General features: G+C 55.7%; 20 protein-coding genes and 1 pseudogene. 15 read left to right on the top strand and 6 right to left on the bottom strand.

Going from position 1 to position 25,457, the window contains the following annotated elements; genetic code table 11:
- The first annotated feature begins 263 nt into the window (after positions 1-263).
- The 8 genes from ACF8EA_RS05840 (at position 264) to ACF8EA_RS05805 (ending at position 8,057) form a co-directional block, all read left to right on the top strand.
- The gene (locus ACF8EA_RS05840) at positions 264-860 is read left to right on the top strand and encodes an amino acid synthesis family protein (protein WP_392521268.1); all 597 of its coding nucleotides are present in this window, start codon (positions 264-266) and stop codon (positions 858-860) included.
- A gap of 68 nt (positions 861-928) precedes the next feature.
- Entirely contained in the window at positions 929-1,762 is an 834-nt protein-coding gene (locus ACF8EA_RS05835) for an alpha/beta fold hydrolase (protein WP_325950749.1), read from the top strand.
- Complete coding sequence (locus ACF8EA_RS05830) at positions 1,759-3,240, top strand: aldehyde dehydrogenase (RefSeq protein ID WP_003256071.1); 1,482 nt, start codon at positions 1,759-1,761, stop codon at positions 3,238-3,240. Before ACF8EA_RS05835 ends, ACF8EA_RS05830 begins: the two co-directional genes overlap by 4 nt.
- 12 nt (positions 3,241-3,252) lie before the next feature.
- On the top strand, positions 3,253-3,738 hold the full coding sequence (locus ACF8EA_RS05825; RefSeq protein ID WP_028697722.1) for a flavin reductase family protein: 486 nt from the start codon (positions 3,253-3,255) through the stop codon (positions 3,736-3,738).
- A gap of 186 nt (positions 3,739-3,924) precedes the next feature.
- Positions 3,925-4,314 (top strand): carboxymuconolactone decarboxylase family protein, encoded by a 390-nt coding sequence (locus ACF8EA_RS05820; protein ID WP_003256073.1) that lies wholly within the window; start codon positions 3,925-3,927, stop codon positions 4,312-4,314.
- An 88-nt stretch (positions 4,315-4,402) separates the two neighbouring features.
- The gene (locus ACF8EA_RS05815) at positions 4,403-5,155 is read left to right on the top strand and encodes a GntR family transcriptional regulator (protein ID WP_010954490.1); all 753 of its coding nucleotides are present in this window, start codon (positions 4,403-4,405) and stop codon (positions 5,153-5,155) included.
- Between the two features lie 2 nt (positions 5,156-5,157).
- Positions 5,158-5,721: an NUDIX hydrolase gene (locus tag ACF8EA_RS05810; protein WP_028697721.1), complete on the top strand. Its 564-nt coding sequence runs from the start codon at positions 5,158-5,160 to the stop codon at positions 5,719-5,721.
- A gap of 152 nt (positions 5,722-5,873) precedes the next feature.
- Positions 5,874-8,057: an ATP-binding protein gene (locus ACF8EA_RS05805; RefSeq protein ID WP_392521267.1), complete on the top strand. Its 2,184-nt coding sequence runs from the start codon at positions 5,874-5,876 to the stop codon at positions 8,055-8,057.
- An 83-nt stretch (positions 8,058-8,140) separates the two neighbouring features.
- On the opposite strand, the gene ACF8EA_RS05800 is transcribed toward ACF8EA_RS05805, so the two are convergent.
- The gene (locus ACF8EA_RS05800; protein ID WP_392521266.1) at positions 8,141-8,755 is read right to left on the bottom strand and encodes a LysE family translocator; all 615 of its coding nucleotides are present in this window, start codon (positions 8,753-8,755) and stop codon (positions 8,141-8,143) included.
- A 111-nt stretch (positions 8,756-8,866) separates the two neighbouring features.
- Between ACF8EA_RS05800 and ACF8EA_RS05795 the strand changes: the two genes are divergently transcribed.
- Both ACF8EA_RS05795 and ACF8EA_RS05790 read left to right on the top strand, forming a co-directional pair.
- Positions 8,867-9,319 carry an Lrp/AsnC family transcriptional regulator gene (locus tag ACF8EA_RS05795; protein WP_003256079.1) on the top strand — a complete coding sequence of 151 codons (453 nt, stop codon included), beginning with the start codon at positions 8,867-8,869 and terminating at the stop codon, positions 9,317-9,319.
- Between the two features lie 377 nt (positions 9,320-9,696).
- Positions 9,697-11,109 (top strand): cytosine permease, encoded by a 1,413-nt coding sequence (locus ACF8EA_RS05790; RefSeq protein ID WP_252458673.1) that lies wholly within the window; start codon positions 9,697-9,699, stop codon positions 11,107-11,109.
- 85 nt (positions 11,110-11,194) lie between these two features.
- On the opposite strand, the gene ACF8EA_RS05785 is transcribed toward ACF8EA_RS05790, so the two are convergent.
- Together ACF8EA_RS05785 and ACF8EA_RS05780 are read right to left on the bottom strand one after the other, a co-directional pair.
- Positions 11,195-13,246: a TonB-dependent receptor gene (locus ACF8EA_RS05785; RefSeq protein WP_279934833.1), complete on the bottom strand. Its 2,052-nt coding sequence runs from the start codon at positions 13,244-13,246 to the stop codon at positions 11,195-11,197.
- Positions 13,247-13,446: 200 nt separating this feature from the next.
- A complete protein-coding gene (locus ACF8EA_RS05780; protein WP_021782036.1) occupies positions 13,447-14,154 on the bottom strand; it encodes an NUDIX domain-containing protein in 708 nt (235 codons plus the stop codon).
- A gap of 138 nt (positions 14,155-14,292) precedes the next feature.
- On the opposite strand from ACF8EA_RS05780, the gene ACF8EA_RS05775 reads away from it, so the two are divergent.
- Positions 14,293-14,943 (top strand): isochorismatase family protein, encoded by a 651-nt coding sequence (locus ACF8EA_RS05775; protein WP_021782037.1) that lies wholly within the window; start codon positions 14,293-14,295, stop codon positions 14,941-14,943.
- Positions 14,940-15,803: pseudogene (gene pncB / locus ACF8EA_RS05770) on the top strand (nicotinate phosphoribosyltransferase); the annotation flags it as partial. The gene ACF8EA_RS05775 and the pseudogene pncB, both read left to right, overlap by 4 nt.
- 615 nt (positions 15,804-16,418) lie before the next feature.
- Here pncB and gmtX read toward each other — a convergent pair.
- From gmtX to gmtY, 3 genes are read right to left on the bottom strand one after another with little or no spacing between them, the layout of a single operon-like run.
- Positions 16,419-17,060, bottom strand: a complete 642-nt coding sequence (gene gmtX / locus ACF8EA_RS05765; protein WP_135192607.1) for a gamma-mobile-trio protein GmtX — start codon at positions 17,058-17,060, stop codon at positions 16,419-16,421.
- Positions 17,053-20,367, bottom strand: a complete 3,315-nt coding sequence (locus ACF8EA_RS05760; RefSeq protein ID WP_135192606.1) for a VPA1269 family protein — start codon at positions 20,365-20,367, stop codon at positions 17,053-17,055. The genes gmtX and ACF8EA_RS05760 overlap by 8 nt, the downstream gene beginning before the upstream one ends.
- Positions 20,368-20,371: 4 nt before the next feature.
- Positions 20,372-21,751: a gamma-mobile-trio recombinase GmtY gene (gmtY, locus tag ACF8EA_RS05755; protein WP_392521265.1), complete on the bottom strand. Its 1,380-nt coding sequence runs from the start codon at positions 21,749-21,751 to the stop codon at positions 20,372-20,374.
- 978 nt (positions 21,752-22,729) lie between these two features.
- Between gmtY and ACF8EA_RS05750 the strand changes: the two genes are divergently transcribed.
- The 3 genes from ACF8EA_RS05750 to ACF8EA_RS05740 form a co-directional block, all read left to right on the top strand.
- Positions 22,730-23,377 carry a hypothetical protein gene (locus tag ACF8EA_RS05750; RefSeq protein ID WP_135192604.1) on the top strand — a complete coding sequence of 216 codons (648 nt, stop codon included), beginning with the start codon at positions 22,730-22,732 and terminating at the stop codon, positions 23,375-23,377.
- A 209-nt stretch (positions 23,378-23,586) separates the two neighbouring features.
- Complete coding sequence (locus tag ACF8EA_RS05745; protein WP_274119503.1) at positions 23,587-24,276, top strand: hypothetical protein; 690 nt, start codon at positions 23,587-23,589, stop codon at positions 24,274-24,276.
- A gap of 481 nt (positions 24,277-24,757) precedes the next feature.
- Positions 24,758-25,457: hypothetical protein (locus ACF8EA_RS05740; protein WP_392521264.1), on the top strand; the 700-nt coding region annotated here is incomplete at its 3' end.

The following is a 25,457-nucleotide window of genomic DNA, read 5'->3' as shown; positions in this document are numbered from 1 at the left end:
ACGCGATATCGCGCCATGCGCCAAGGCGTTCGCGCGCAAATCCCACAGAATAATTGGCCCGAAACAAACGTAGGAGCGAGCGCAGCTCGCGATGCGCCGCGCGGGCGGCGCTCGATTTCGAATACACCACAACCCTCAAGGCATACCCGGCAGCCCCACCTTTCGTCCCCCCGCAAGAGAAATTTCCAGCCACCTCTTGCACAACAAATATTATGGTATACCATCAGACAACAAGAGCTGATAACCCTCACCAGGAGCCACCCATGAGTTTCGAAATCCGCAAGATCGTCACCTACTCCGAAGAGACCCGCATCGAAGGCGGCAAGGCCACCGACAAGCCGGTGACCATGGTCGGCCTGGCCGTCGTGATCAAGAATCCATGGGCCGGTCGCGGTTTCGTTGAAGATCTGAAACCGGAAATTCGCGCCAACTGCTCGGAGCTGGGTGCCCTGATGGTCGAGCGCCTGACTGCTGCCATTGGCGGCGCCAACAAGATCGAGGCCTACGGCAAGGCCGCCGTAGTCGGCGCCGACGGCGAAATCGAGCACGCCTCGGCCGTAATCCACACCCTGCGCTTCGGCAACCACTACCGCGAAGCAGTACAGGCCAAGAGCTACCTGAGCTTCACCAACAAGCGCGGCGGCCCAGGCACTTCGATCCAGATCCCGATGATGCAGAAGGACGACGAAGGCCTGCGTTCGCACTACATCACCCTGGAAATGCAGATCGAAGACGCCCCGCGTGCCGATGAAATCGTCGTGGTCCTGGGCGCAGCCGACGGCGGCCGCCTGCACCCGCGCATCGGTAACCGTTACATCGACCTGGAAGAACTGGCTGCCGAAAAAGCCAACGCTCAATAACAATAACCAAGACGGGCCGGGGCGTGGCGTGCTTACCCGCCGCGCCCGACCTTCAAGGAGCGCCCTCCATGATTCAGCCTGTCGCTGAACGCACACCTGGCGGCACCAGCTATCTGGCTGTCGGCCAGGGCCAACCCGTGGTACTGATCCACGGCGTGGGCCTGAACAAGGAAATGTGGGGCGGTCAGTTCGTTGGCCTGGCCAACGACTACCGCGTCATCGCCTACGACATGCTCGGCCACGGTCAAAGCCGCGTACCGGCTGCCGACACACCGCTGGAAGGCTATGCCGACCAGCTCGCCGAACTGCTTGACCACCTGCAAATCGCACAAGCCACCGTGATCGGCTTCTCCATGGGCGGCCTGGTTGCCCGTGCATTCGCCCTCAATTACCCGCAGCGCCTGGCTGCACTGGTCGTGCTCAACAGCGTGTTCAACCGTACCCCCGAGCAGAGTGCCGGGGTGATCGCGCGTGCTGCCCAGGCGGCGGAGCTGGGCCCCGACGCCAACGTCGATGCTGCCCTGGACCGCTGGTTCAGCCGTGAATACAAGGCTGCAAACCCGGCGCAGGTCGCCGCCATTCGCCAGGTGCTGGCAAGCAACGACCCGCAGGGCTACCACACCACTTATTCGCTGTTCGCCACCCAGGACATGTATCGCGCCAATGACCTGGGCAGTATCCAGGTGCCGACGCTGATCGCCACTGGCGAACTCGACTCCGGTTCGACCCCGGCCATGACCCGCCAGCTCGCCGCCTGTATTCCTGGTGCACAGAGTGTGGTCCTCGCCGAGCAACGGCATATGATGCCGGTGGAAGCACCGCGTGAAGTCAACAAGATGCTGCTGGACTTCCTCACCCAAGCCAGCACCCTCACCGAATCCGCCAAGGGGATTGTTGCATGACCCTCGTTCGTTTCCAGATGTGCATCGACGGCCAATGGCGCGATGCCCAGAGCGGCAAGACCTTCGACAGCCTCAACCCGGCCACCGCCCAGGCCTGGGCGCAACTGCCCGACGCCGATGAAGCCGATGTGGAGCTGGCCGTTCAGGCCGCCCAGCGTGCCTTCGACAGCAAGGCGTGGCGCAGCATCACCGCCACCGCACGCGGCAAGCTGCTGCGTCGTCTGGGTGACCTGATTGCCGAGAACAAAGAGCACCTGGCCCAGCTGGAAAGCCGTGACAACGGCAAGCTGATCCGCGAAACCCGCGGCCAGGTCGGCTATCTGCCGGAGTTCTTCCACTACACTGCGGGCCTGGCCGACAAGCTCGAAGGCGGCACCCTGCCGCTGGACAAACCCGACCTGTTCGCCTACACCGTGCACGAGCCGATCGGCGTGGTTGCCGGGATCATCCCCTGGAACAGCCCGCTGTACCTCACCGCGATCAAGCTGGCCCCTGCCCTGGCTGCCGGCAACACCATCGTGCTCAAACCGTCCGAGCACGCCTCGGCGACCATCCTCGAGCTGGCCCGTCTGGCCCTTGAGGCCGGCTTCCCGGCCGGGGTAGTCAACGTGGTCACAGGCTACGGCCCAAGCACCGGCGCGGCGCTGACCCGCCACCCGCTGGTGCGCAAGATCGCCTTCACCGGCGGTGCCGCCACCGCCCGCCACGTGGTGCGCAGCAGTGCCGAAAACTTCGCCAAGCTGTCACTGGAGCTGGGCGGAAAGTCGCCGAACATCATCTTCGCCGACGCCGACCTGGACAGCGCCATCAATGGCGCCGTGGCGGGCATCTATGCCGCTTCCGGGCAAAGCTGCGTGGCCGGTTCGCGCCTGCTGGTGCAGGATGAAATCTTCGACGTGTTCGTCGAGCGCCTGATTGCCCGTGCCAAGCGCATCCGCATCGGCAACCCGCAGGATGACGCCAGCGAAATGGGCCCGATGGCCACCGCACAGCAGCTGGCTGTTGTCGAAGGCCTGGTGGCTGCAGCCAAGGCCGAAGGCGCCAAGCTGCATATGGGCGGAAAGCGTGCCGACGTTGAAGGTGACGGCTGGTTCTACGAGCCCACCCTGTTCGAGTGCGACAGCAACGCGATGACCATCATGCAGGAAGAAGTGTTCGGCCCGGTCGCCGCGGTGATCCGCTTCAAGACCGAAGAAGAAGCCCTGGCCATAGCCAACGACTCGCAATTCGGCCTGGCTGCCGGCATCTGGACTCGCGATCTGGGCCGTGCCCATCGCCTGGCCCGTGACGTGCGTTCGGGGATCATCTGGGTCAACACCTACCGCGCCGTGTCGGCCATGGCACCGATAGGCGGCTTCAAGAACAGCGGCTACGGCCGCGAGAGCGGCATCGATTCGGTGCTGGCCTATACCGAGCTGAAGACCGTGTGGATCAACTTGTCCACCGCGCCGATGCCCGACCCGTTCGTGATGCGCTAGGAGGAACACAAGATGATCGAACCCGGCATCTACAAAGACGTGATGGGCTCCTTCCCGTCCGGCGTCACGGTAGTCACCACCCTGGACGCCGACGGCGGCATCGTCGGCATCACCGCCAGTGCGTTCAGCGCGCTGTCGATCGACCCGGCGCTGGTGCTGTTCTGCCCTAATTACGCCTCCGACACCTACCCGATCCTGCGCGACAGCAAGCAGTTCGCCATCCACCTGCTGTCCGCCGACCAGACCGCCGAGGCTTATGCCTTCGCAGGCAAGGGCAAGGACAAGGCCAAGGACATCGAGTGGCACCTGAGCGAGCTGGGCAACCCTCTGCTGGCCAAGGCCACGGCGATCATCGAGTGCGAATTGTGGCGCGAGTACGACGGCGGTGACCACGCGATCATTGTCGGTGCGGTGAAGAACCTGGTGTTGCCGGCCGAGCCGGTGACCCCGATGGTCTACCACAAAGGCAAGCTGGGCGCCCTGCCGCCTCTCGGCTGATATACCTTGAAGTTGGTGTTGGCCTCTTCGCGGGCTTGCCCGCTCCCACAGGTATCGCACAGATTCTGGAACCTGTGGGAGCGGGCAAGCCCGCGAAGAAGCCAACACCGATGCCCCTGTTTTCAGGGGTCGCGCTAATCGTCTCACCCTCGGTTGCGGCCCCTGTTTTATGCCGGAGTACTGCACATGAGCAATGAAAAGTACGAAAAGGGTCTGAAAATCCGCACCCAGGTGCTGGGCGAGGACTACGTCAACCGCTCGATCCAGAACGCAGATGAGTTCACCAAACCGTTGCAAGAGCTGGTCACCGAGTATTGCTGGGGTCACGTCTGGGGCCGCGAAGGCTTGTCGCTGAAAGAGCGCAGCATGATAAACTTGGCCATGATTTCCGCGCTCAACAGGCCCCACGAGCTCAAGTTGCACATTCGCGGTGCCCTGCGCAATGGCCTGAGCCGTGAACAGATTCGCGAAATCCTGCTCCAGGTCGGCATTTATTGCGGCGTACCCGCGGCGGTGGACAGTTTCCGCCTGGCCCGTGAAGCGTTTGCCGAAGCCGATGCGGAGCCAACCCGTTAACAACGGGCTGTTCGAACCACTGCATGGAAAGCCTCGGTTCGGGGCATTCCGCGATGTTGGCGCAACAGCCTCATAAAGAGCGCACCTGATGAAACGCCAGCCACTCGACGACAGCTTCAAGGTCAACCGCAACCCCGTTACTCTGCGCGAAATCGTGCTCGACAAGCTGCGCACCGCAATCATGAACTTTCACCTGCTGCCCGGCGACCGCCTGGTAGAGCGCGACCTGTGCGACCGCCTCGGCGTCAGCCGCACTTCGGTACGCGAAGCGCTGCGTCATCTGGAGTCCGAAGGCCTGGTCGAGTTCGCCGACGCCAAAGGCCCGCGCGTGGCCATCATCACCCTGGAAGACGCGCGTGACATCTATGAGCTGCGCTGTGTGCTCGAAGGCCTGATCGTGCAGTTGTTCACCCTCAACGCCAAAGCCAAGGACATCCGTGCGCTGGAACGTGCGCTGGAAGTGAACCGCGAGGCACTGGAAGAAGGCGAGTTGCAACAGGTGCTGGATTCGGTACAAGGTTTCTACGATGTGCTGCTGGAAGGCTCTGGCAACCAGGTGGCGGCCCAGCAGTTGCGCCAGTTGCAAGCCCGCATCAGCTACCTGCGCGCCACCTCGGTATCGCAGGAAAACCGCCGTGGCGCCAGCAACCGCGAAATGGAAAAGATCGTCGAGGCCATCAAGGGCGGCGACCCGCTGGTGGCCCACCAGGCCTCGGTCGACCACGTCCGCGCCGCCGCCAAAGTGGCCCTGGACTACCTGCGCCAGAAGCAGGATGACAACGCCAAGGTGCGCGACATTGTCGAACCCCTGGCCCTGAAGGAACCACGCATAGGTCGCTGATCATGCCCAATGCCCCGCGCTACTGCCCGCACTGCACCACGGAACTGGCCCGGGGCATTCCCACAGGCGATACCCACGAACGCCTGCATTGCGCCGGCTGCGGTTACATCCATTACATCAACCCCAAGATCATCGCCGGCTGCATCATCGAGCGCGATGGAAAGTACCTGCTGTGCCAGCGCGCCATCCCGCCGCGCCCCGGCACCTGGACCTTGCCTGCCGGGTTTATGGAAGCTGGCGAAACCACCGAGCAGGCGGCGCTGCGCGAGGTATGGGAAGAAAGCGGCGTACGTGCGGACATCGTCTCGCCGTATTCGATCTTCAGCGTGCCAAAGATCAGCGAGGTGTACATCATCTTCCGTGCCATCGTCACCGAAGAGACCGGGCAGTACGGGCCGGAGACGCTGGCGTACAAGTTCTTCGAACCGGATGAAATCCCCTGGGATGAGATCTACTACCCGGCTATCCGGCAAATTCTCGAGCGCTACATCCTCGAGCGGCAGGCCGGGGTGTATGGCATTTACATGGGCAATGATGACACCGGCAAGGTGCACTTCATCCGCTAGCCTGTCCGGCCGCTTCGCGGGTGAACCTGCTCCCACTCGGATCGCGCAGTTGCAGAGGCTTGTGCAAGTGGCACAGGCCATCACAAAAGCCTCGCCAACGGTCTATTCTCGGTGCACCCTAAGGGCCTTGAGACAGAGGACCGGCAAAGCACATGGCTAGATGGCTAGACGGCGGCGGGCAAATGGCCGAACGCATCCGCAACCACGACTGGGCCAGCACTCCCCTGGGCCCGCTGGAACATTGGCCCGACGCCCTGAAAACCACGATGTCTCTGTGCCTGGCCTCGCGCTTTCCGCAGGCCGTGCTGTGGGGCCCGGACTTGATCACCCTGTACAACGATGCCTTCACCCCGATTCTCGGTCGCAAGCCCCTGGCCTTGGGCATCCCCTTCCGCGACGTGTGGCACGAAGCCTGGGATGAAATCAGCAGCATGGCGGACCGTGCGTTGGCCGGTGAAGCGGTGTACATCGAAGACTTCCCGCTGATGATCGACCGCAACGGAGGTTTGGAGCGGGCCTATTTCACCTTCTGCTACAGCCCGATTCGCGGCCATGATGGCGAGATACTGGGCATGCTCGACACGGTCACCGAAACCACCGCCAGCGTGGTCACCAACCAACGCCTGAACTTTCTCGATACCCTCGGGCGAGCCGTTACCGAGGCGGCCGAACCGGAGCACATCATGGCCATCACCACCCGCATGCTGGTCGAGCACCTCGGCCTGTCCGGCTGCGCCTATGCGGTGATGGACCCCGACGAGGACGGTTTCACCATCTGCGGCGATGCGGTGGCACCCGGCTCACCACGTCTGGTGGGCCACTATCACCTGCATGACTTCGGCCGCCTGGCGGTCAGCCGCCTGCGCAGCGGCCTGGCCCTGGTGATCAACGACAACCTGCGCGAACTGGCCTCTGACGAGGCGGCGACGTTTCAGGCCATCGGCATTACGGCCACCATCTGCATGCCACTGATCAAGGGTGGCAGGCTGACTGCGCTGATGGCGATTCACGACCGCGTACCCCGGGCATGGACCGACTACGAGCAAGCACTTATCAGCGAAGTGACCGAGCGATGCTGGGCACACATACAACGGGCCCAGGCCCATGCCGAAGTGCGCGAAGCGATGGCGGCCCTTGAAGCGCTCAACACCACCTTGGAACATCGCGTCAAAGAACGCACCACTCAGTTGCTGCACACCGAGGCCGTGCTGCGCCAGGCCCAGAAGCTGGAAGCCATTGGCCAGCTGACCGGCGGCGTAGCCCACGACTTCAATAACCTGCTGACCATCATCCGCTCATCGCTGCACTTCCTGCAGCGCCCCAACCTGGCCGAGGAGCGCCGCGAGCGCTACCTCAAGACCATGTCCGACACGGTCGACCGTGGTGCCAAACTGACCGGCCAGCTACTGGCCTTCGCCCGCCGCCAGGCCCTCAGCCCGCAGGTGTTCGAGGCCGGGCCTCGGCTGGAGGCCATGGCCGACATGCTCGACACCGTCACTGGCGCGCGCATCCGGGTCGAGCTGCAGTTACCGCAAGCGCCCTGCCACATCCGCGCCGACCTCAGCCAGTTGGAAACCGCGGTGATCAACCTGATGCTCAACGGCCGCGATGCCATGGCTGGCGAAGGTGCCTTGCAGCTGCGCCTGCAGGCCGACCAGTGCCTGCCTGCCTTGCGCGGCCAGCCTTCGCTGCCTGGCCCGTTCGCGGCGATATCGGTGAGCGACAGCGGCGTCGGTATTGCCAGCGAATTGCTGGAGCGCATCTTCGACCCGTTCTTCACCACCAAGGCCCCAGGTGAAGGTACCGGGCTCGGGTTGTCGCAGGTGTTCGGTTTCGCCAAGCAATCCGGGGGCGATGTACAGGTGAACAGCATCCCCGGCCAGGGCACCACCTTTACCCTGTACCTGCCGCAGGAGGACTCACCTGCGGCCTTGCCCGAAGACGCCTCGGCCGGCAGCCAGCCGCAGGTACAGGGCGAGCGGCGACGAATACTGGTGGTAGAAGACAACCCCGACCTGGGCAGCTTCACGGCTCAGTTCCTCGAGGACCACGGCTACCAAATCAGCTATGCGCGGTCGGCAGAAGAAGCGTTGGCGCAGTTGACTGGCCCGGCAGGTGATTTTGATGCGGTGTTTTCCGATGTGGTCATGCCCGGCTTGGGTGGCCTGGCGCTGGCCCGCGAACTTCGCCGCCAGCGCCCGCAGTTGCCGGTGATCCTTACTTCGGGCTACAGCGAGGCGATTGCCGAAGGTGGGCACCAAGGGTTCACCTTTCTGGCCAAACCCTACTCGGCAGAACAGGTGTGCCAGGTGCTCGGAAAAGTACTCGGTCACTGATACCTTGCACCGCGATGGGCGATAAACGGCGCCGCGAAGCTCAAAACCACACTGCCAAGAGAAACCAACCCGGCCCCACGAAATCAGTTTATTTGCCCGACTATCAAGCCCAGGGCAACTGTAATCATCGCCATCCCCGACACCCGCCCGACCAGCTTTGCCGCTCCTGGCCGGGTGCTGAGCACAGCTTTGGCGCCATAGCCGACCAGCGTGTAGATCACCAGCGAACTGCACAGGTGGACCAGCCCCAGCAACAAGATCTGCAACGGCACGGGCCAGCTCGACTGCGGGTCGGTGAACTGCGGCAGCAGGGCCAGGAACAGCAGGAATACCTTGGGGTTCAGGCCGCTGACGCAAAACCCCTTCAACGCCCAGCGCGAGCCAGACTCCCCCGCGCCGCCCTGCCCGGCCGCCGGCAATGCCGGGCTGAGCAACAGGTTGCCGCCCAGCCACAGCAAGTAGCTGCACCCCGCCAGGGTCAGCAAGGTCAGCGCCAACGGGTGACCGGCCAGCAGGCTGCCAACCCCGGCCGCCACCACCAGCGTGGCCAGGAAATGCCCCGACAACATCCCCGCCACCGCTGGCATCACCCAGCGACCGCGCATACCTGCGGAGATGGCATAGGCCCAGTCTGCACCCGGGGTCATCACGAACAGCATCGACACAGCCCAGAACGCCGTCAGCACACTGATAGCCACTTGAATCTTCCTTATCTACTGCATTGGGATGTCGAAAGATTACGGATTTCGCTCGGGGATTTTCTTTCGTATATTTCCCCTTAGAATTCATGAATTGGAAGATTCTTCCCGATGGACAGAACTGATCGAAAAATCCTTGCCGAGCTGCAAAAAGACGGACGGTTGTCGGTAACCGAGCTGGCCGACCGCGTAGGACTCAGCCTGTCACCCTGCCATCGGCGCTTGAAGGCACTGGAAGAGTCCGGAGCCATTCTGGGCTATCACGCACGGCTGGCACCGAGCGCCCTTGGGCTGAACTTTGCCGCGTTGGTATTTGTGACGCTACGCGAGGTGACCCGTCAGCCGGTGGCGGACTTTGAAACGGCACTGGCGCAGATCCCGCAGATTGTCGAAGCGCAGCGGCTGTTCGGCGACCCGGATTACCTGCTGCATGTGGTGGCCAAGGACCTGCCGGCGTTTCAGAAGCTGTATGACGAGCATCTGACCAGTATCCCCAATGTGAAACGCTTGAGCTCGACCTTGGTGATGAAGGAAGTGATTCAGGATCGGTTGTTACCCATGTAGCTGTTTCCTCTTGTGCCGGCCTCTTCGCGGGTAAACCCGCGCCTGCTGTAGGAGCGGGTTTACCCGCGAAGAGGCCTGCACAGGCAACCTTTCATCTGCCCTGAAAACGCGCACATCGCACCAACCCAGCCCACCGTGATCCGGTTGCCAACCCGCCGCCCCTCTACCCCAAGGCCTTCAGCCAGCTGGCACTCTCCTTGCTACCGTCACCCGCTTAAGCTTTTGTCAGCCTTAGGTTTTTTAAGGTTTATGGGTACATATTTACTAATTTCTCGTTATCCCCGCGCCCCTCATCATCGCTCCAACAAGAACGCGTCGCCCACCGCCGGCACGCCCCCGGGCAGTTCCCAATGCCCTACCTTGCCTTGGAGTCAGTCATGACCAGTGCAGCCAATTCGGCACCCCTGATAGAAAAACACACGATCGGCTACGTGCCCCCGCAAGACCGCCACGGAAAGGTAAGGGATCTATTCACGCTCTGGTTCGGCGGCAACATCGCGCCGTTGCCCATCGTCACCGGCGCGCTGGGCGTGCAACTGTTCCACCTGAACCTGGTATGGGGCATCGTCGCCATCCTTGTCGGCCACCTGGTTGGCGGGGTGCTGATGGCCCTGCACTCGGCCCAGGGCCCGCAAATGGGCATTCCACAGATGATCCAGAGCCGCGCTCAGTTCGGCACCCTCGGCGCGCTGCTGGTGGTGGTGATCGCAGGCGTCATGTACATCGGCTTCTTCGCATCCAACATCGTCCTTGCCGGCAAGTCACTGCATGGCGTGGTCGACGCCGTTCCGGTACCGGTGGGCATCGTCATCGGGGCGCTGGGCTCAGGCATCATCGGCATCATCGGCTACCGCTTCATCCACGTGCTCAATCGCATTGGCACCTGGGTACTGGGCATCGGTATCGTGGTCGGCTTCGGCTACATCTTCACCCATGTGCAGAGCGACGATTTCCTCACCCGTGGCAGCTTCAACCTGGCCGGTTGGCTGGCCACCGTGTCGCTGGCGGCGTTGTGGCAAATCGCCTTTGCGCCCTATGTGTCGGACTACTCGCGCTACCTGCCGGCAGATGTAAAAGTCAGCTCGACCTTCTGGACCACCTACCTGGGTTCGGCCCTGGGCTCAAGCCTGTCGTTCATCTTCGGCGCCGTGGCCGTGCTGGCGATCCCGGCCGGCATGGACACCATGGACGCGGTCAAGCTGGCCACCGGCACGCTCGGCCCGATCATGCTGGTGCTGTTCCTGCTCAGCGTGATCAGCCATAACGCCCTCAACCTGTATGGCGCTGTACTGTCGATCATCACCTTGGTGCAAACATTCGCCTACCGCTGGATCCCCACCGCCAAAAGCCGTGCAGTGCTGTCGCTGATCGTGCTGTCGGCCTGCTGCGTGGTAGCAGTGTTCGCGTCGGCAGACTTCATCGGCCATTTCGTTGACATGGTGCTGGTACTGCTGGTGGTGCTGGTGCCGTGGACGGCGATCAACCTGATCGACTTCTACGCCATTCACAAAGGCGACTACGACATCCAGTCGATCTTCCAGGTCGATGGTGGGATCTACGGGCGCTACAACCCGCAAGCACTGATCGCCTACGCTGTGGGGATCGTGGTGCAGATACCGTTCATGAACACCCCGCTGTACGTCGGGCCGATTTCCGAACACATCAACGGGGCTGACCTGTCGTGGCTGGTAGGGTTGGCGGTCACCTCGCCGCTGTACTGGTGGCTGGCGAGCCGTGACAGTGCCTACCGTCGTCGGCAGACCAGCGCCAAGTTGGCAGCGGTGGCTTAAGCTGCACTGGCCTGTTGATCCCGCAGACCTCTTGAAGGCGATATGTGTCGCCCTCAAGAGGCTCCTTGCCAATGCACCCACCCTGTCAAAGGCTCATGTTTATCGACACGAACGCTGAACGGCCTGGTGCTGGCGAGAACATCGCCTGGTCGTTGCCCCCCCAGAAGAAGTTGTCGTACCAGACGTATTCGTATTCACGGTCAAACAGGTTTTTCACCTGCAAATCTACGCTGGTCGACGAGGTAACACGGTAACTGACACTGGCGTCCACGACCACAAAACCGCCGTACTTACCCTGCTCGTTCAACTCGTCGATGTAGTAGCTGCCCTGCGCCCGCCCCTGCATACCGAACTTCCAGTCATCGTTGTACCGGTAGTCGACACCCACATTGCTGATGTAGCGGGGGGTGGAAAATACCTCTTTGCCGGACAATGACTGGCCGTTTGCAGCGTAGGCCTTGACCACCTTGGCCTCCTGGATCGCGTGGGACGCCCAAACCGTCCATTGATCGTCCAGCTGAGCACTGATCTGCATGTCCACACCACGCCGGCGTGTTTCGCCAAGGCCGACCGTGGTACCAGTGCTGGGCATGTTCGCGACTTCATCGGTCGCGTCCTGCTGCCAAAGCGCAACCCGCGCCTGAGCGCCCGGGAATGGCTGAAACTTGATGCCCACTTCCTTGCCGGTGTTGATCGACGGGTCGTACGAGGCTTGCCCAGGCACCCGATAAGCTGGCCCGCCAGAGCCCGTAAGGATCTGGAAAGTACGCCCCCAGTTGGCGTAAAGGTCGATCTCCGGCGTGAGGCTGTAAATTACGCTCAGCTTCGGCTGGCGGATCCAGCCATAATCCTGCAGGGATGCCTTGACGCCGCCGAGCGTCTCGCTGTTACCCGAAAACTTGTCGACGCGCATGGCAGGAATGATCTTCAGCGCGTCGGTCGGCTGAATGACCGCCTGCACATAACCGCCAATATTGCGCAGGGTGTAAGTGTCGTCGTTCTGCACACGTGCCGGCGTGGCGTCGAAATCGGTCGGGATCCCGTAGTTGTAGCGCAGGCGACGGTACTGGTTGTCCTGCTCCTCGTAGTTGATGCCGCCATCCAGCGTCAGCAGATCGTTAGCGCGCCAGGTCAGGTTGCTGAGCATCCCTCGCTGCTGTTCATCCCACTGCCGACGCTGGCGTGGCGCGTTGCCGGGCTGGTAATCGGTGAACGTGATGGTTCGATCATCGTTGTAGCTGTTGTAGTACAGCTTGCTGCTCAGGCTCAGGTCATCGTCAAGCTGCCAGTCGGCGTGCAGGCTCAACTGCTTCATGTCGCGATCGTCACCATCATTGGCGTTCTTGGCCGGCGATTGGGTACGGCTGGCGTGCAGTTGCTCGCGGGTGAGGAAGCCTGACTCTTGGGCCTGGTGGTGGTACAGGCGAGCGATCAGGCCGACACGGAAGTCTTGTTCGTCGTTGCTGACGAACCACTTGCCGCCGAGCGTGTATTTGTTGGATTCGCTGTGGTCGCGGTAACCGTTGCTGTCTTGCTTGGCGAGGATATAGTTCTGGGCGAAATTCCCCTCCTCGTGCCCGACCGCCAACTGCACTTCGCGCGTATCGAAGCTGCCGTAAGTCACACGGCTATCGACATAGTTTCCCCCCTGGCGGGTCGCGAAGTTGATGTTGCCGCCGATATTGTGCAGCCCATAGCGCGGATCGTTGGTACCACGCACCACCTCGATGTACTCGATGTCCAGCGGGAAGATCATATCGATGAAGCGCTGGTTGCCACTGTTGACGTTGCTCGGCACACCGTCGATCAGGGTCTTGATGCCGTTGATGTAGCCCTCACCATTGAACGCGCGAAAAGTGACCTTGCCTGATTCGGCACCTTGCCCCGTTTCGGTCAGCTGGATGCCCGGCATCTGCCCCAACAACTGCCAGCTGTTCATCACATTTTTATCTCGCACCTGGTCGCCGCCCAGGACGTCGACCGACGTAAGCACATTTTCAGTGCTCAAGGCTGTACCGGCCGTTTGGGTGATATTCACTTCACCGAGGACGATGGTGGAGGTACCGGTCTGTTCGGCGAGGACTTCAGGTGTGAACATTGCCGTAAAGATGGCAAACGAGGCTGGGGTGAATCGCATGGAGGTTCCTGAGGCGGGGTTGAGTATGTTGGCGCACAGATAGAGGAGGCGAGATCTGCGTCTGCCTTAAGAAAAATATGTTATACCATAACAGTTAACGCGAGCGTATCGGGTTTTTGACCCGTTGATACTGACGCTCAACCTGCTCGACACGAACATTTTTATCAGCTCATCCGGTCGAGTCGGCGACCGTACGAACGCTATAGGCCTCCTTCCGGCAACAAGCTGCGATCAAACATGAACGCCCGGCCACCCTGCGGTGTGTACTGATACAGCTGCTGCGGCCTACCCAGCTTCGGTTGGTTCTTCTCCCCGGTGTCCCTCACCCACCCCAGCTCGCGCAAGCGCTCCAGGCGTTTGCGCAGCGAGGTGTTATTCACCGCCTGCCCCAAACACGCCTGCATCGCGCCTAGTGCATCCAGCACCGTGAACTTCTCTGCCAGCAGATACAGCGGCAAGCTGCTGTACACCGTCTTTGCCGCCAACCGATCGCGGGCGCGCTCCACCAGCAGGTTATGGTCGAACGGCAAGAGCACCTTGCGCGCCAATACGCTGTCCAAGTCGAAAAACGCCAATTGCTCACACTGGACGACCTCCCCCGGGTCCAGCAAGACCAGGTAATAGGTGCTGAGCGACCAGCCGCGCGGATCACGGAACGCATTGCCCTCGGTGCCCACCTGTTCCATGTAGCAAGGCACAACCTGCGCTTTCTCGCGCAGCGCGCGTTCGGCAGCAGCTTCCAGGCTGATGTCAGGGGTACGGCCGTTGACGATCACACCGGGCAAGGCCCACTGGCCGGCATGGGGGTCGCGCTCACGACGGTGCAACAATACCTGCAGATGCTGCGCATCAGGGGCCAGACGCAGGGCCACGATATCGACGCTGGTCAGGACTTCAACTGTACTCACCGGGCTACTCCTTGTTCAGTGAGCCAATAATCCACCAGAGCCACTAAGTAAATCAACCATTGAACCCGCTATCTAGAACACTTGACATACTTATAGCACCAGATGAATTATATTGGCATTCCAGCAAGGAGAATCGCCATGAAGATCGCCAGTTTCGATGTCGACGCGCAGAACGGCTTCACCTCCAACGCGCCGCAGGAGCTTCCTGTTCCCGAAGGCGATGAAATTGCGGTTGACCTGAATACCATGGCATTGCGCGCCGACCTGCGCCTGGGCAGCAAGGATGCCCACCCGGCCAACGCCGCGTGGGTGGTCACCGACCCTGCACACATGCTGCAGCCGCTGCAACTGGCCAACGCCGACCTTACCTGGGTCAGCCACTGCGTCCCCGGCACCCCGGGCTTCGAACTGCTACCCGGCCTGCCCGCCCCTATCGACTACGACTATTTCGTGTGGAAGGGGGTCGAACCCGATCTTCACCCATACGGCGCCTGCTACCACGACCTCGCCGAACGCCGTTCCACCGGGGTGATCGAGTACCTCAAGGTGCAGCAGGTAGGTGCAGTGATCGTCGGCGGTCTGGCCCTGGACTACTGCGTCAAGACCACCGCCCGCCAGCTGCGCCAGGCCGGCTTCCAGGTACTGCTGTACCTGCCAGCCTGCCGCGCGCTGACCCAGGCCGGCGCCATTGAGGCGTGCGGCGCCCTGGCCGCCGAGGGCGTGATCCTCTGCGGCGACGAGGCCGCCCTCGACCACCAGCTTGCCCTGATCAAGGAAGACCGCCCATGAGCGATAGTGTTTTCGGCCCACGCATCATCCAGAACCTGCTGGACACCGACTTCTACAAGATCACCATGATGCAGGCGGTGCTGCATAACTACCCCAATGCCGAAGTGGAATGGGAGTTCCGTTGCCGCAATGACGAAGACCTGTCCCCTTACCTGGCGGAGATCCGCTACCAGGTAGAACAACTGGCCGAGGTCACGGTCACCCACGACCAGTTGGCCTATCTGGAGAAGATCCCGTTCCTGAAACCGGACTTCATTCGCTTTCTCAGCTTGTTCCGTTTCAATCTGCGCTATGTGCAGGTGGGGCTGGACGGCGCCGGGCAACTGGCAATCCGCGTGCGTGGGCCATGGTTGCACGTGATCCTCTACGAAATCCCGCTGCTGGCGATCATCAGCGAGGTGCGCAACCGCTATCGTTATCGTGAGGTGATGCTCGAACAGGTCGGCGAACGGCTGTACCAGAAGCTTGACTGGTTGAAGGCCGAGGCCAGCGCCGATGAGCTGGCTGGCTTCCAGCTGGCAGACTTCGGTACCCGGCGGCGTTTCTCCTACCGGGTGCAGGAAGAGGTGGTGCACATCCTCAAGCACGACTTCCCGGGCCGGTTTGTGGGCACCAGCAATGTTCACCTGGCTCGCGAATTCGAACTCAGGCCGCTCGGCACCATGGCGCACGAATGGTTCATGGCCCACCAGCAGCTCGGCCCGCGTCTGGTCGATAGCCAAGCCGCCGCGCTGGAATGCTGGGTGCGGGAGTACCGGGGGCTGCTGGGCATCGCCCTGACCGACTGCATTACCATGGACGCGTTCCTCGGCGATTTCGACCTGTACTTCGCCAAGCTATTCGACGGCTTGCGACATGATTAGTTATCCCTGAGCAGAGTCCCAAAAGTAAGCTCTACTACTCACCCCCATCCCCCCCCAAATAAAACCATAAACACTCGCCATCAACAGAAAGCCAGGTGCGATCCTCCATAACTGGTCAGAGCTCCTCCCGAGCGAGAGTGGTTTCCAGCGGTCACCCAGAATGCGAAAGCTCAGAGTGTTTTATTAAGAGCCGTTGTCCTGAATGCCGTCTGCTCATCCTTGACTAGCCCACTGGCAGCAAGCGGACGAGAATCTGTTGCTGAATTTTTAGGTCAATCCACCTGTCAAAATCAGGTGCGACCAAGTGACCAGGATGATTCCCTCCAAGGTTTTCCAACTACGCAGTTAAGATAGAGAGGTAAACGAAAGCGTACGAATGCCTGCCGGGAACCTGCCGTGGAAGACGCATGATCAATGAGTTGAGCGTGGCCTGCTTTGCAAGCTCATTTAAAGGAAACTTGTGGACACCGACTGAAGAGTAACGAAACGCAGTCTGCATCGTCATAGCAACATTGGTTGAAGGTTTCGCGCTTATCTGCCGAGATATGGGAGCTACTCGAACCGAGAGCCTCTGTCATTTAATTGGAGTGACCCCAAAGTCCTCACATCACACTATTCTGTATGGAGAGAGAGGATCTTCTCCAGAGCGTCACGAAACCCTGGCTTGAAAATTTGCTTACCCTTCATATCCAGCACCTCCCCCCGCTCGCCGAAGCGATATCCAAGCTGAGTAAGAATCTGAGAGTCTATGGCGCCTTTGAGCGCATTGATTTCAGCATCATTTAAATTGAGCTTACCCGAATGAATTTTCCCTTCATGTTGACCTGACCCCAAGTATATTGGCGCGCTGTTAACACGCCCCTGCCTCGCAATCTTAGCTTTTATAGAGCGCAACTCCTTAGCTAATATCGAAACATTCAATCGCAACACAGGATCTTCGATTGAGGTTATCCAATCGCTGTGTATTGAGGCGTTTTTTGCTTTGTCGTTAAGAGAAAACTTTTTCCAGGACTGGATTAATTCACGATAGTGAGAACCGGCATCATTGACAATTGATTTTTCACTGGGGATCGGAAGCCCTCGATCTTTCCCAAGCGTTTCTATATTCTTATATGTAAAATCCTGAGATTGGCGCTCGTGGAGCAATCGACATACCGTATTAATGGCCCCAAGACTTCTCTTGCGGCGCGGATCACTCGCTTCGTTAATCAGCCGCTCATACGTATCTTCTGGGGAGAATAAATTATCAGCCATTAGAACCCGCCTTCTGAGCAATAGTCGCCCCAGCACTATTGCTAGTGCGTGAAAGAACCTGTCTAACCTCAGCTGTAATACATTCCAATGATGGCTCTTCGACCCCTACATCAAGCAACATCAAATTTCCCGTAAAAAGGTCATCAATCCTACTCCAAGAACCCAAGCGTTGAATCAAGAGATTGGTAAGCTCATTAGCGACTACGAGTGTCTGTTCGTCAGTGAGTTTGAACATCCGAGCGGGTAAACCATTGTTTTCCGCCATCCGATCAATTGCTTGAGCTATCAAGGGTATAGCGCGTGAAGGGTTGGCTGACTTATAGATAACAGCATTCTGACATATCTCAGCAAGTAAATGATATGGCGAGTCAGAGTCATTAAATGCGACACCTACCTCACGAATCTCACCTGCGGAAACTAATCTAATGCCCTCTGTACCACCTTGCCCTTCCTGATTAACAAGCTTTATGCAGCTTTGAATGTGAGCATTAAGCGATGCGTAATCACGCAGCAACACCTCAAGCTTTCCGGCACTTGACTCTTGATTACCTACAGCTTTCTTCCGTTGAGTTTCATCCTGAAAAGGTATCCCAGCACGGCATGCATCATAGTACCGCTGCTCAAGCAAGGTTAGTTCATCAGTATATTTCAAATAACGCATGCTCTCAGAGTTGATCTCAAGTGAGATTTCATTGGCAAGTGCTACCAACCCTCCAAGAAACGGTACTCCAGTGATAAAGAATCGACACCGCGCGCAATTCTTTTGCCCCAAATAACCTCCTTCAACGGGATTGTAAAACTCCTCTTTCTGCCTTTTAATAATAATATCACCACCGATATGACATCCAGCAGCGGACATAGGACATATTCCAAAATCAAATACAACACAAGCAGTTTTTGGAACATTAGATTCGAGGAGCGCACGATTCCCAACTGTAGCGATTAGTTGCCCCTTAACTGCTGACAACCCATTGAGCCTGATGGACTCTAGCGTTCGCTCTGCTGCACGCTGGCCTGCCAACTTTTCAATCTCCCCCATAGGCCGCCTGATTTGCTCACTATTAAGTTTTGTATAGTAAATAGTCATTACCAAATTGGCATGACCCACCAATTTTGATATGATATGAAGTGGAGCATCCCCATCAGCGATAAATGCAGTAATTAAGCTCACGCGCAAACTGTGAGGCGTATATTTACTATTATACTGGGCTCTCCACTCACCCTTCGAGGCAAGATCCTCAGAATCCCTCTGAATTCTATAAAGAACGGCCGGCAAGGTGAGCGCGAAACAGTTCTTAATCGAAAGCGGCTGCCCCGAAGAGTTTATTCGGAACAAGAAGCACTGCGCTCCTCGAGCTTTCAGAATTTTTTCATTTGTTTCTTGTGGAAGCTCAATTTCAGTCCATGCCGTTGGCTTAACGAGAGGATTATATTTGCGCTGCCACTCACGCAGCACAATTAACCAGTACACCAAATCATCCGGAATCCAATCGACTCGATAACCACCAACCTTACGACCAGTTTTATTTGTAGTTATATAGCATTCAGCTACTCCGTTAGCTCCCCGCTGTATAACTCCTTGAGAGGAGCGTGACTTTCGTCCTTTTGAAACCACACATTCTGTATTAGTTTTCCATGAGATCGTCCCATTATCACTAAGAACAGGCAGCTCTGCATCAGCCTCCCCGCTGTCAAGCCACAAAATTTGTTGACCACGTAGTGGGTAGCGCAATAGAGTATAAAGTGCAATAAACCGCAGTGGCGACCAGACTTGATACTGATCAACTCGAACTGCTGCCCCTCCCGCAGCTAATCCTGGCTTCGTGACTAGACGCCAAACACAATTCGGATCTGTCATATCAATACAGCTCTTATCAACATCCTTCCAATCCCATTTTGAATCGAACACCTCTTGCAAGTGAGGTAAACTCTTTAACGTCGGCCTCCGTAATAAAGATGACTCGCTATTGGGAACCAAATAATTGCGAGCTCGCAGAATATACTCATACCCTAAAACTGGCTTAACTGACTGTGATGGACGATTTTTTTCGAGCCCGTCAAAATATTCTGATAGAACTGTCAATAATGGGTTGCGATAATCCGGAAGCACGACACGCTCGCCCCCTTCATCATCAACGCAGTATTGCTCCAACAGCCACGTAAAAAAAGATGCTAATGCATTATGGTAAGACTGCTTGGCAGACGGTGGCAACTCGTCAATCAAACCAGTATAGAATGATGCTTCGAAAACATTTAACTTTGACAGTAAATACAATGGATCATCAGGAAGCCCCAAACCTCTAACATAACAATTTAACAAAAATTTTATAGCGGCCCTTTTAATCGGTATTGAGGTTTGAGTTTTAATCCAACGATCCGCGTCTGCCATAATACGAGGATAGTCAGAACTAAAATTTTCAGGCTTTTCGTTACCTAAAAAATCATACCATCCCAGCCAGCCGATGCCTTTATATGTTTTCTCGGGTGCGGATGGAAGCCTCGGGTTCTCACGGTAACGCTTCGAATAATCATTGTTAGATTTAATTCCCATTTCTTGACATGTTTTTTTTGCTTCTTCAAATGTGTACCAACGAAATCTTTTCTTCCCAAGAAAGCAATACCAATCCTTCCACCCTCTACCGGCATACGTATGGTGAGGAGACCCTGGTAGCTTAGGGTCGTCCTTACAACAAGCGGTGTAGCCAGCAACATCTTTAATATTCAGCCTTGAGCAAACCGCCTGTGCCTCCTCGTAGGAATATAATTCTTTCTTACTTCTCCCCGTAAAATGACACCAACCACTCCACCCTTTATTCGAAAAAACGATCTGAGGGGCGGCAGGAAGTAGTGGATCTTCGTGATACCGGAGGCTATACTCATTCATACTTTTGATGCCTAAACTTAAACTTGAAGCTCGAGCCTCGTCATAATTATACCTCTTGATATTTAGAAAAATACCCCAACTTCCCTCCCACCCTTTATTCATATAGAAAGTTGAAGGAACTGCAGGCAATTTAGGATCTTCCCTGCGACGAATTTTGTAATCAGCCGCCCCCTTGAGGCCGAGCCTTATCGCAGCAGCCTTGGCATCCTCGTAACGACTGTAATATGCTGTACGATCGGCATTACCTAGAAAAACATACCAATTTACCCAACCTTTGCCACGATAAGAAATACTTGGGTTTCGAGGCAGGCCAGCATCTTCATGATAACGCAGAAAATAGGACTTTTTGCTCTTTATCTTTAGTTTCCGAACGGCAGCTTCAGCTTCTGAATACGAGTATCTCTCAGTGCTATTTTCTCTCATACCTCTACCTCATATTCGAATTTTTAAATATAGCGTCTAGATACTTTTCAGAAAGCCGATCTTCTAAATCAGCCATGTATTGGCGGAAATCTGCAGCAGAAGGCTGTGTGTATGGATCGCTTGAGGAAAGGGCCGCATGATGCATAGCCGTCTTAATTTTAAGCTTCGACGCCCCTGCCCCAGCCATTCGTTGCCCAAAAGCATGCCTATGTCCATGTGGAGTTGTCCCACGTATCTTTCCATGAGCCAAACCCACTCTCTCGACAGCAAGCTTATGTGCCTTGCGAAACATTCGGTGAGAATATGGCTGCCCGTATTGGTTAGTAAAAGCATATGGATGCTCAAATCCTGGTTGTGGTTTAACACGTTGAATATGGTGATACTCACGCCATAAACGCACAAAATGAATAGCAGCCACATGCGGAAAGAAATAGACTTCGAAGCATTTTCGATATATATCGGTAATTACAGGCCTTTTCCAACCAAGGTAAAGGGGGTCTATAGCCTTAACGAGCTGATTTCGGGGTACAAGTCCGTAACGCCGTTGAAGGTACGCAGCACGCGTGCTTTTTCCATCTGGAGCCAGCCCAAACTCGGGATGATAAATTCTTACCACCACTTCCCCGTTCTCAATTGTTACATCGTCGCACCACAATGAGAGCGCTTCAGACAAGCGCAGGCTGCCGTAATGCATCAATATGGTGATTAGTACATTACCTAGGTTGATGATCCCACGCCCATCACGTCGCACTCGTCGGAAGCCATTCAACAGCAATTCGCCTAATTTCTCTTCAGGAAAGGCTTTAAGCGCAGTGTGACTATCAATGGGAAAATTTTCAGCGCGTACCTCCCTATAATTATGGATCTCACTTCTATCGACAAACAGGTGGGAGAGAAACGCATTGTGTTTCCGGTGGGAATGCGCAGCCCAATTCAAGTACTGCTCATAACCTGTAGCCTCGCGCCAAGGATTTAGCTGAAGACTGCAGTCATTATTAACTTTAGATAACCAATCGGTAAATCGGGTAATATGGCGGATTATTTTTTTCGCATCATTTGGGCGTGGATCCCAGTAAAGACCTGAGGGATCAAACCGCCCCTGGATCGTACCGGTGTAAAGAGCGTTCGAAAACTCAGTAAATAGATCCTGAGGTTTTCCATAATAGCTTTGATTAACGGCAGTAAAATCCACTAATAACTGAAGAGCAAATACAGCATCATCTTGCCAAGAACGGCTCTTACGTCGCCTTAAGTAGAGGTACCGAATAGGCTGTTCAAGCGCACCTTGGTCAGTGATTATCACTGGTAATACAACACTTCGCTGCGTAGCATCACCAATGACGCGCCTGAACTCACGATGTGATGACTCGAATAGAGTTTTCATATTCGCCACCTATTAACGACATAGCCAAAAACTGCGCAAGATCAACCACATCTTATTGAATGCGAGCACTAGCACTTAAGAAAGCTAAAAAGAATACACAAGCAAGCACTAGATAAATTTCGTGAATTTTTCCTTGAGCCACCCACACCCAATAAAGATTTACAGGAAAACTTTTCCGATAGGAAATAGCCACAAAAACGACGCCTATCCTCTTCAAGCCGAGGGCTAAAACAAGCCTCAAGACAACCGCTCAACTTAAGAGCATCCACAACACGCCCACTTCATTTTCTAAGCTCACAAGTATTGCATGTCATGCTAGCTCAATAAAAAATCCGGCTCCACCCTGTGGAATCAAGGCTTACCCAAAAGTTGTCAATTTATATATTTCATTTTTGACTGTACTGGCTACAAATCAGAGACTTAGCTAAATTCAAAGTTGAACTGTACTGCTCCAAGAGACTGATCCCCCGACAGACGGCGCATAGATACACTGCTCTCAACCCGTCAACTTTCAGATAGAAGCCCTGATTTTCCAGGCAGGGCTTCATGCCCCTCAGCGAGAGCCTTTCAGCTAGATCTGCTGATTGCTCTGTCAGCATACGCTCAGCTTCTAACGTAATAGCTGAAGCAGCTGAGCTCGAACTTACAAATTTCAACGCAGTTGAATGCTGGCTAGCGATACCATTCATCGGGAAATTTTACTGTCCCCTACCACCCATCGTTAAGTACGAACCGTAACAGTTTACCAATAACATTCGTAACCCACTGATAACAGACCGGTACAGTTTTAATAGCTTCTAAATCAAATACATATATTGACAAAAATCACAGCCACTCGCCACTAAAGAGCCATCAGATGACCAAGCGCACCACTTGCTTTTAAGAGAGCGAGCTCTAAAGTTTTGAAGCACTGCCATCCTTCATCAGCGATGTCATGTAATGCTTCACTGCTAACACAGCACCCAAGAGGCTTTTGATATGTCTAACTCGAAGAAGCAATCCAGATCGTCCTATCCAAACACTCTTCAAAGCTATATTTTGCCGTTTCATCAGCTAACAGAACACATGATGTTTGAAGGAAAATTATTGACCACAGACCAACTGAGCCGTATCAACAGTAGCGTTGCCGAGTCGGGATGCCTAAGGGATCAAGCCCTACTAAGCTTAATCAATTCTGGATTACGTCCGGCCCTATTTCTGCCAATCAAAGTACGCCATATAACCCACGAAACCAACGACGATCAAAAAATAGAAATAGAGTTAAAAAAAGCTCGCAACAGCTATATCTCAAATCGTACTACCATAAAAGACGGCAGTACCATATATGAGCACATCCAGGCATCGAGACTGTCACATGACGAATACCTCTTTGCATCAGACAAAGATGCAAACAAACCTATGACCTCGGCCATGCTTAGCCAAATATGCACCAACTGGGCTCGCGCCGCCGGAGTTGAGCCAAGGTTGGGAAGAGCGTCAACCATCTACTATTCGGCTATGCTCAACAAGTTTTGCACCTACGCGAAGCATTATAACTATTCAACTACTGCACTAAACCTCAAGACAGGACACGACATCCGAGCGACCTCGGGTGCTTACTCCAACCCAAAAGACATTAAAAAATAGCTGATAATCCCCACGTCATCTGGAATGAAATTGAGTAATCGGGGGCATGAACCCTGAAACCCTTGTTCGATGCCTCTCGAAACCTTAGATCTCTATGACCGCAGGCACTAGTAAAAGACTTACCGTTTAAATAAATATCCTTACGCCACTATAACTCGGTAGCGTAGATCATACCCGACCACTAACTTTAAGCAACGCGGGAGGCTTTTATGAGCAGCTACAGCCAGTATGTAGATGACGCATTTGTAATCATCAATAAATTAGGCGTTTACCGAACGCCTACTGGCACCTGGTCATTTACTGACATAGGATCGGCGAGCTCTTGTCACATTCACCACTCTCGCCTCCCCGTGGCTGTGGCAGCGTACGCGGCAATCGACCCCATCTTCGCCGCAGGTCGCATATCTAATTACTCACTTGTAGATTTGGTGACTAAAATATTTTGCATGGACGCTACTGAACTCACCGCGCTCGCTATTATTTGCGGTGCAGAACCGCCGCTCTTCCCTTCAGCAGCCCAGCGTGGAGAGATTTTTGGCGAAACCGCTTGGCAGATTGTCAACGACTATGGCTTCGAGAGTTGCTTCAAGCAAGTACACCCCTATGGTGATGAAGGCCGTCACTACACAATGCGACCGCAGGGTTTCGACTATGACCACTCAGAGCCTATTCCAGAAGCATTAGAAGCTATGCGCAAGTCATACAGAGCTATGGAGCCAGTGCAGAGGATTATGGTTCTTACCCTGCTGCATCTTTACCTTCAAGAGAGTGACAAAATCTTCCTTACCGGTGGATGCCCTACCAAAATTTCTGCGGCGGAAGCTCTCAAAGTCCTGCGCCAGGACGGCCAGGCATTGAAAACGTGGGCTCATCTCGTCAGCCATTATGCTGGCTGGTGATCTCTTCGATCTGTGACAAACGGCTGACGCTCTTGGTGTGTTCAGCCGCTGTCCTGCAAGTCACAACGTGGAAGACCACCCGATTCTCTATTCGACTCCAATTTCGTGAATAAAAACCGCAGCCCCTGCGGGGAAAAGCGATAGGTCACCTACCCCCTTCAACCCAGTTAGATCCTATACCCGCACTTTCCCCATATGGAAGAGAACAGGTAGCGCAGATGGGTGGAAGCGCCCAGCCAAATCTGGAAAACGGAAGTGCAACCGTGTGCAGGTATGCGACCAGTCCAACCGTCTGACTAATCTCCAACCCAGGCGGCCTCTTCGATCCCGCAGCGGCGAAATGCACATGGCATGGGATAGAGCGCTGACAGCCCTGGCGAAGTGCGGTACGGTGCCCTGGGCAGCCACTCAACATAGCTATTCAGTAAATGATTTATTAAAAACGCGCTTGCAATGAATTAAATACAGGCTGAGAGAACCGATGGAAACCTTAACATTAGAAAAGATTGAAACACTGGCGATGAGATATAATCTGATTTTCGGCCCCTCAACAATCGCATCTGGCCCCAAGACAAAAACCTATAGGCTTGCCATTGGTTTCATCTTTCTTACAGTGATTCTCATGGGCGTATCGATCGCAGCGCAAGTCGCCGATTCGAATCTCACACTTCCCCTTAGCCTTACTGCCGCCATCTTCGAACTTGTCGCATTATACTTACTGGCGCGCAGGTACGAACCGCAATACCGGCAGTTCATGCTCAGAAAGCATCGCATTCTAGGTAATGAAAGCAATTTCTCAAAAAGCAAGCTCGAAGACTATAAAACAGTTTGGTTAAAGCGAAACGTTAATGCACCCGAGGCCTCTTATCTAGAGATCGTAGAAAATCTCAACAAAGTAATTGGCCTAAGCAAAAGCTTCAAAGAAAATGCACTTACTCTTGGAGAAAATATTCTTAATCACATATTTAGCTTCAAATTGTTTCGCGGCTTTTTTACCCTTGGCTTTGTCGGGCTCGCAATGAATGCTACGTTCCGAATACTGGACAACAATGAGAGCTTGAAAGTGCAAGCAGCTCCATACCTTCATAATCTCACAGCGTATACTGTTACCAGCATCGTTCTTACCATCTATAGCGTGGTAGTCTTTGGCATGGTTGCACTAGCCTGGAGAGCTTCGCGGG

The sequence above is a fragment of the Pseudomonas sp. YQ_5 genome (assembly GCF_043103305.1).
GTDB classification, from domain to species: Bacteria; Pseudomonadota; Gammaproteobacteria; order Pseudomonadales; family Pseudomonadaceae; genus Aquipseudomonas; species Aquipseudomonas putida_Y.
Note: the sequence above shows the minus strand (reverse complement) of the source record. Positions and strands in the feature narration are given on the sequence as shown.

Coding starts and splice junctions, on each gene's coding strand:
- ACF8EA_RS05830 (WP_003256071.1), top strand. CDS start 1,759: ATGACCCTCGTTCGTTTCCAGATGTGCATCGACGGCCAATGGCGCGAT.
- ACF8EA_RS05750 (WP_135192604.1), top strand. CDS start 22,730: ATGTCTAACTCGAAGAAGCAATCCAGATCGTCCTATCCAAACACTCTT.
- ACF8EA_RS05835 (WP_325950749.1), top strand. CDS start 929: ATGATTCAGCCTGTCGCTGAACGCACACCTGGCGGCACCAGCTATCTG.
- ACF8EA_RS05840 (WP_392521268.1), top strand. CDS start 264: ATGAGTTTCGAAATCCGCAAGATCGTCACCTACTCCGAAGAGACCCGC.
- ACF8EA_RS05745 (WP_274119503.1), top strand. CDS start 23,587: ATGAGCAGCTACAGCCAGTATGTAGATGACGCATTTGTAATCATCAAT.
- gmtY (WP_392521265.1), bottom strand. CDS start 21,751: ATGAAAACTCTATTCGAGTCATCACATCGTGAGTTCAGGCGCGTCATT.
- ACF8EA_RS05825 (WP_028697722.1), top strand. CDS start 3,253: ATGATCGAACCCGGCATCTACAAAGACGTGATGGGCTCCTTCCCGTCC.
- ACF8EA_RS05790 (WP_252458673.1), top strand. CDS start 9,697: ATGACCAGTGCAGCCAATTCGGCACCCCTGATAGAAAAACACACGATC.
- ACF8EA_RS05785 (WP_279934833.1), bottom strand. CDS start 13,246: ATGCGATTCACCCCAGCCTCGTTTGCCATCTTTACGGCAATGTTCACA.
- ACF8EA_RS05775 (WP_021782037.1), top strand. CDS start 14,293: ATGAAGATCGCCAGTTTCGATGTCGACGCGCAGAACGGCTTCACCTCC.
- ACF8EA_RS05795 (WP_003256079.1), top strand. CDS start 8,867: ATGGACAGAACTGATCGAAAAATCCTTGCCGAGCTGCAAAAAGACGGA.
- ACF8EA_RS05820 (WP_003256073.1), top strand. CDS start 3,925: ATGAGCAATGAAAAGTACGAAAAGGGTCTGAAAATCCGCACCCAGGTG.
- ACF8EA_RS05760 (WP_135192606.1), bottom strand. CDS start 20,367: ATGAGAGAAAATAGCACTGAGAGATACTCGTATTCAGAAGCTGAAGCT.
- ACF8EA_RS05810 (WP_028697721.1), top strand. CDS start 5,158: ATGCCCAATGCCCCGCGCTACTGCCCGCACTGCACCACGGAACTGGCC.
- ACF8EA_RS05805 (WP_392521267.1), top strand. CDS start 5,874: ATGGCTAGATGGCTAGACGGCGGCGGGCAAATGGCCGAACGCATCCGC.
- ACF8EA_RS05815 (WP_010954490.1), top strand. CDS start 4,403: ATGAAACGCCAGCCACTCGACGACAGCTTCAAGGTCAACCGCAACCCC.
- gmtX (WP_135192607.1), bottom strand. CDS start 17,060: ATGGCTGATAATTTATTCTCCCCAGAAGATACGTATGAGCGGCTGATT.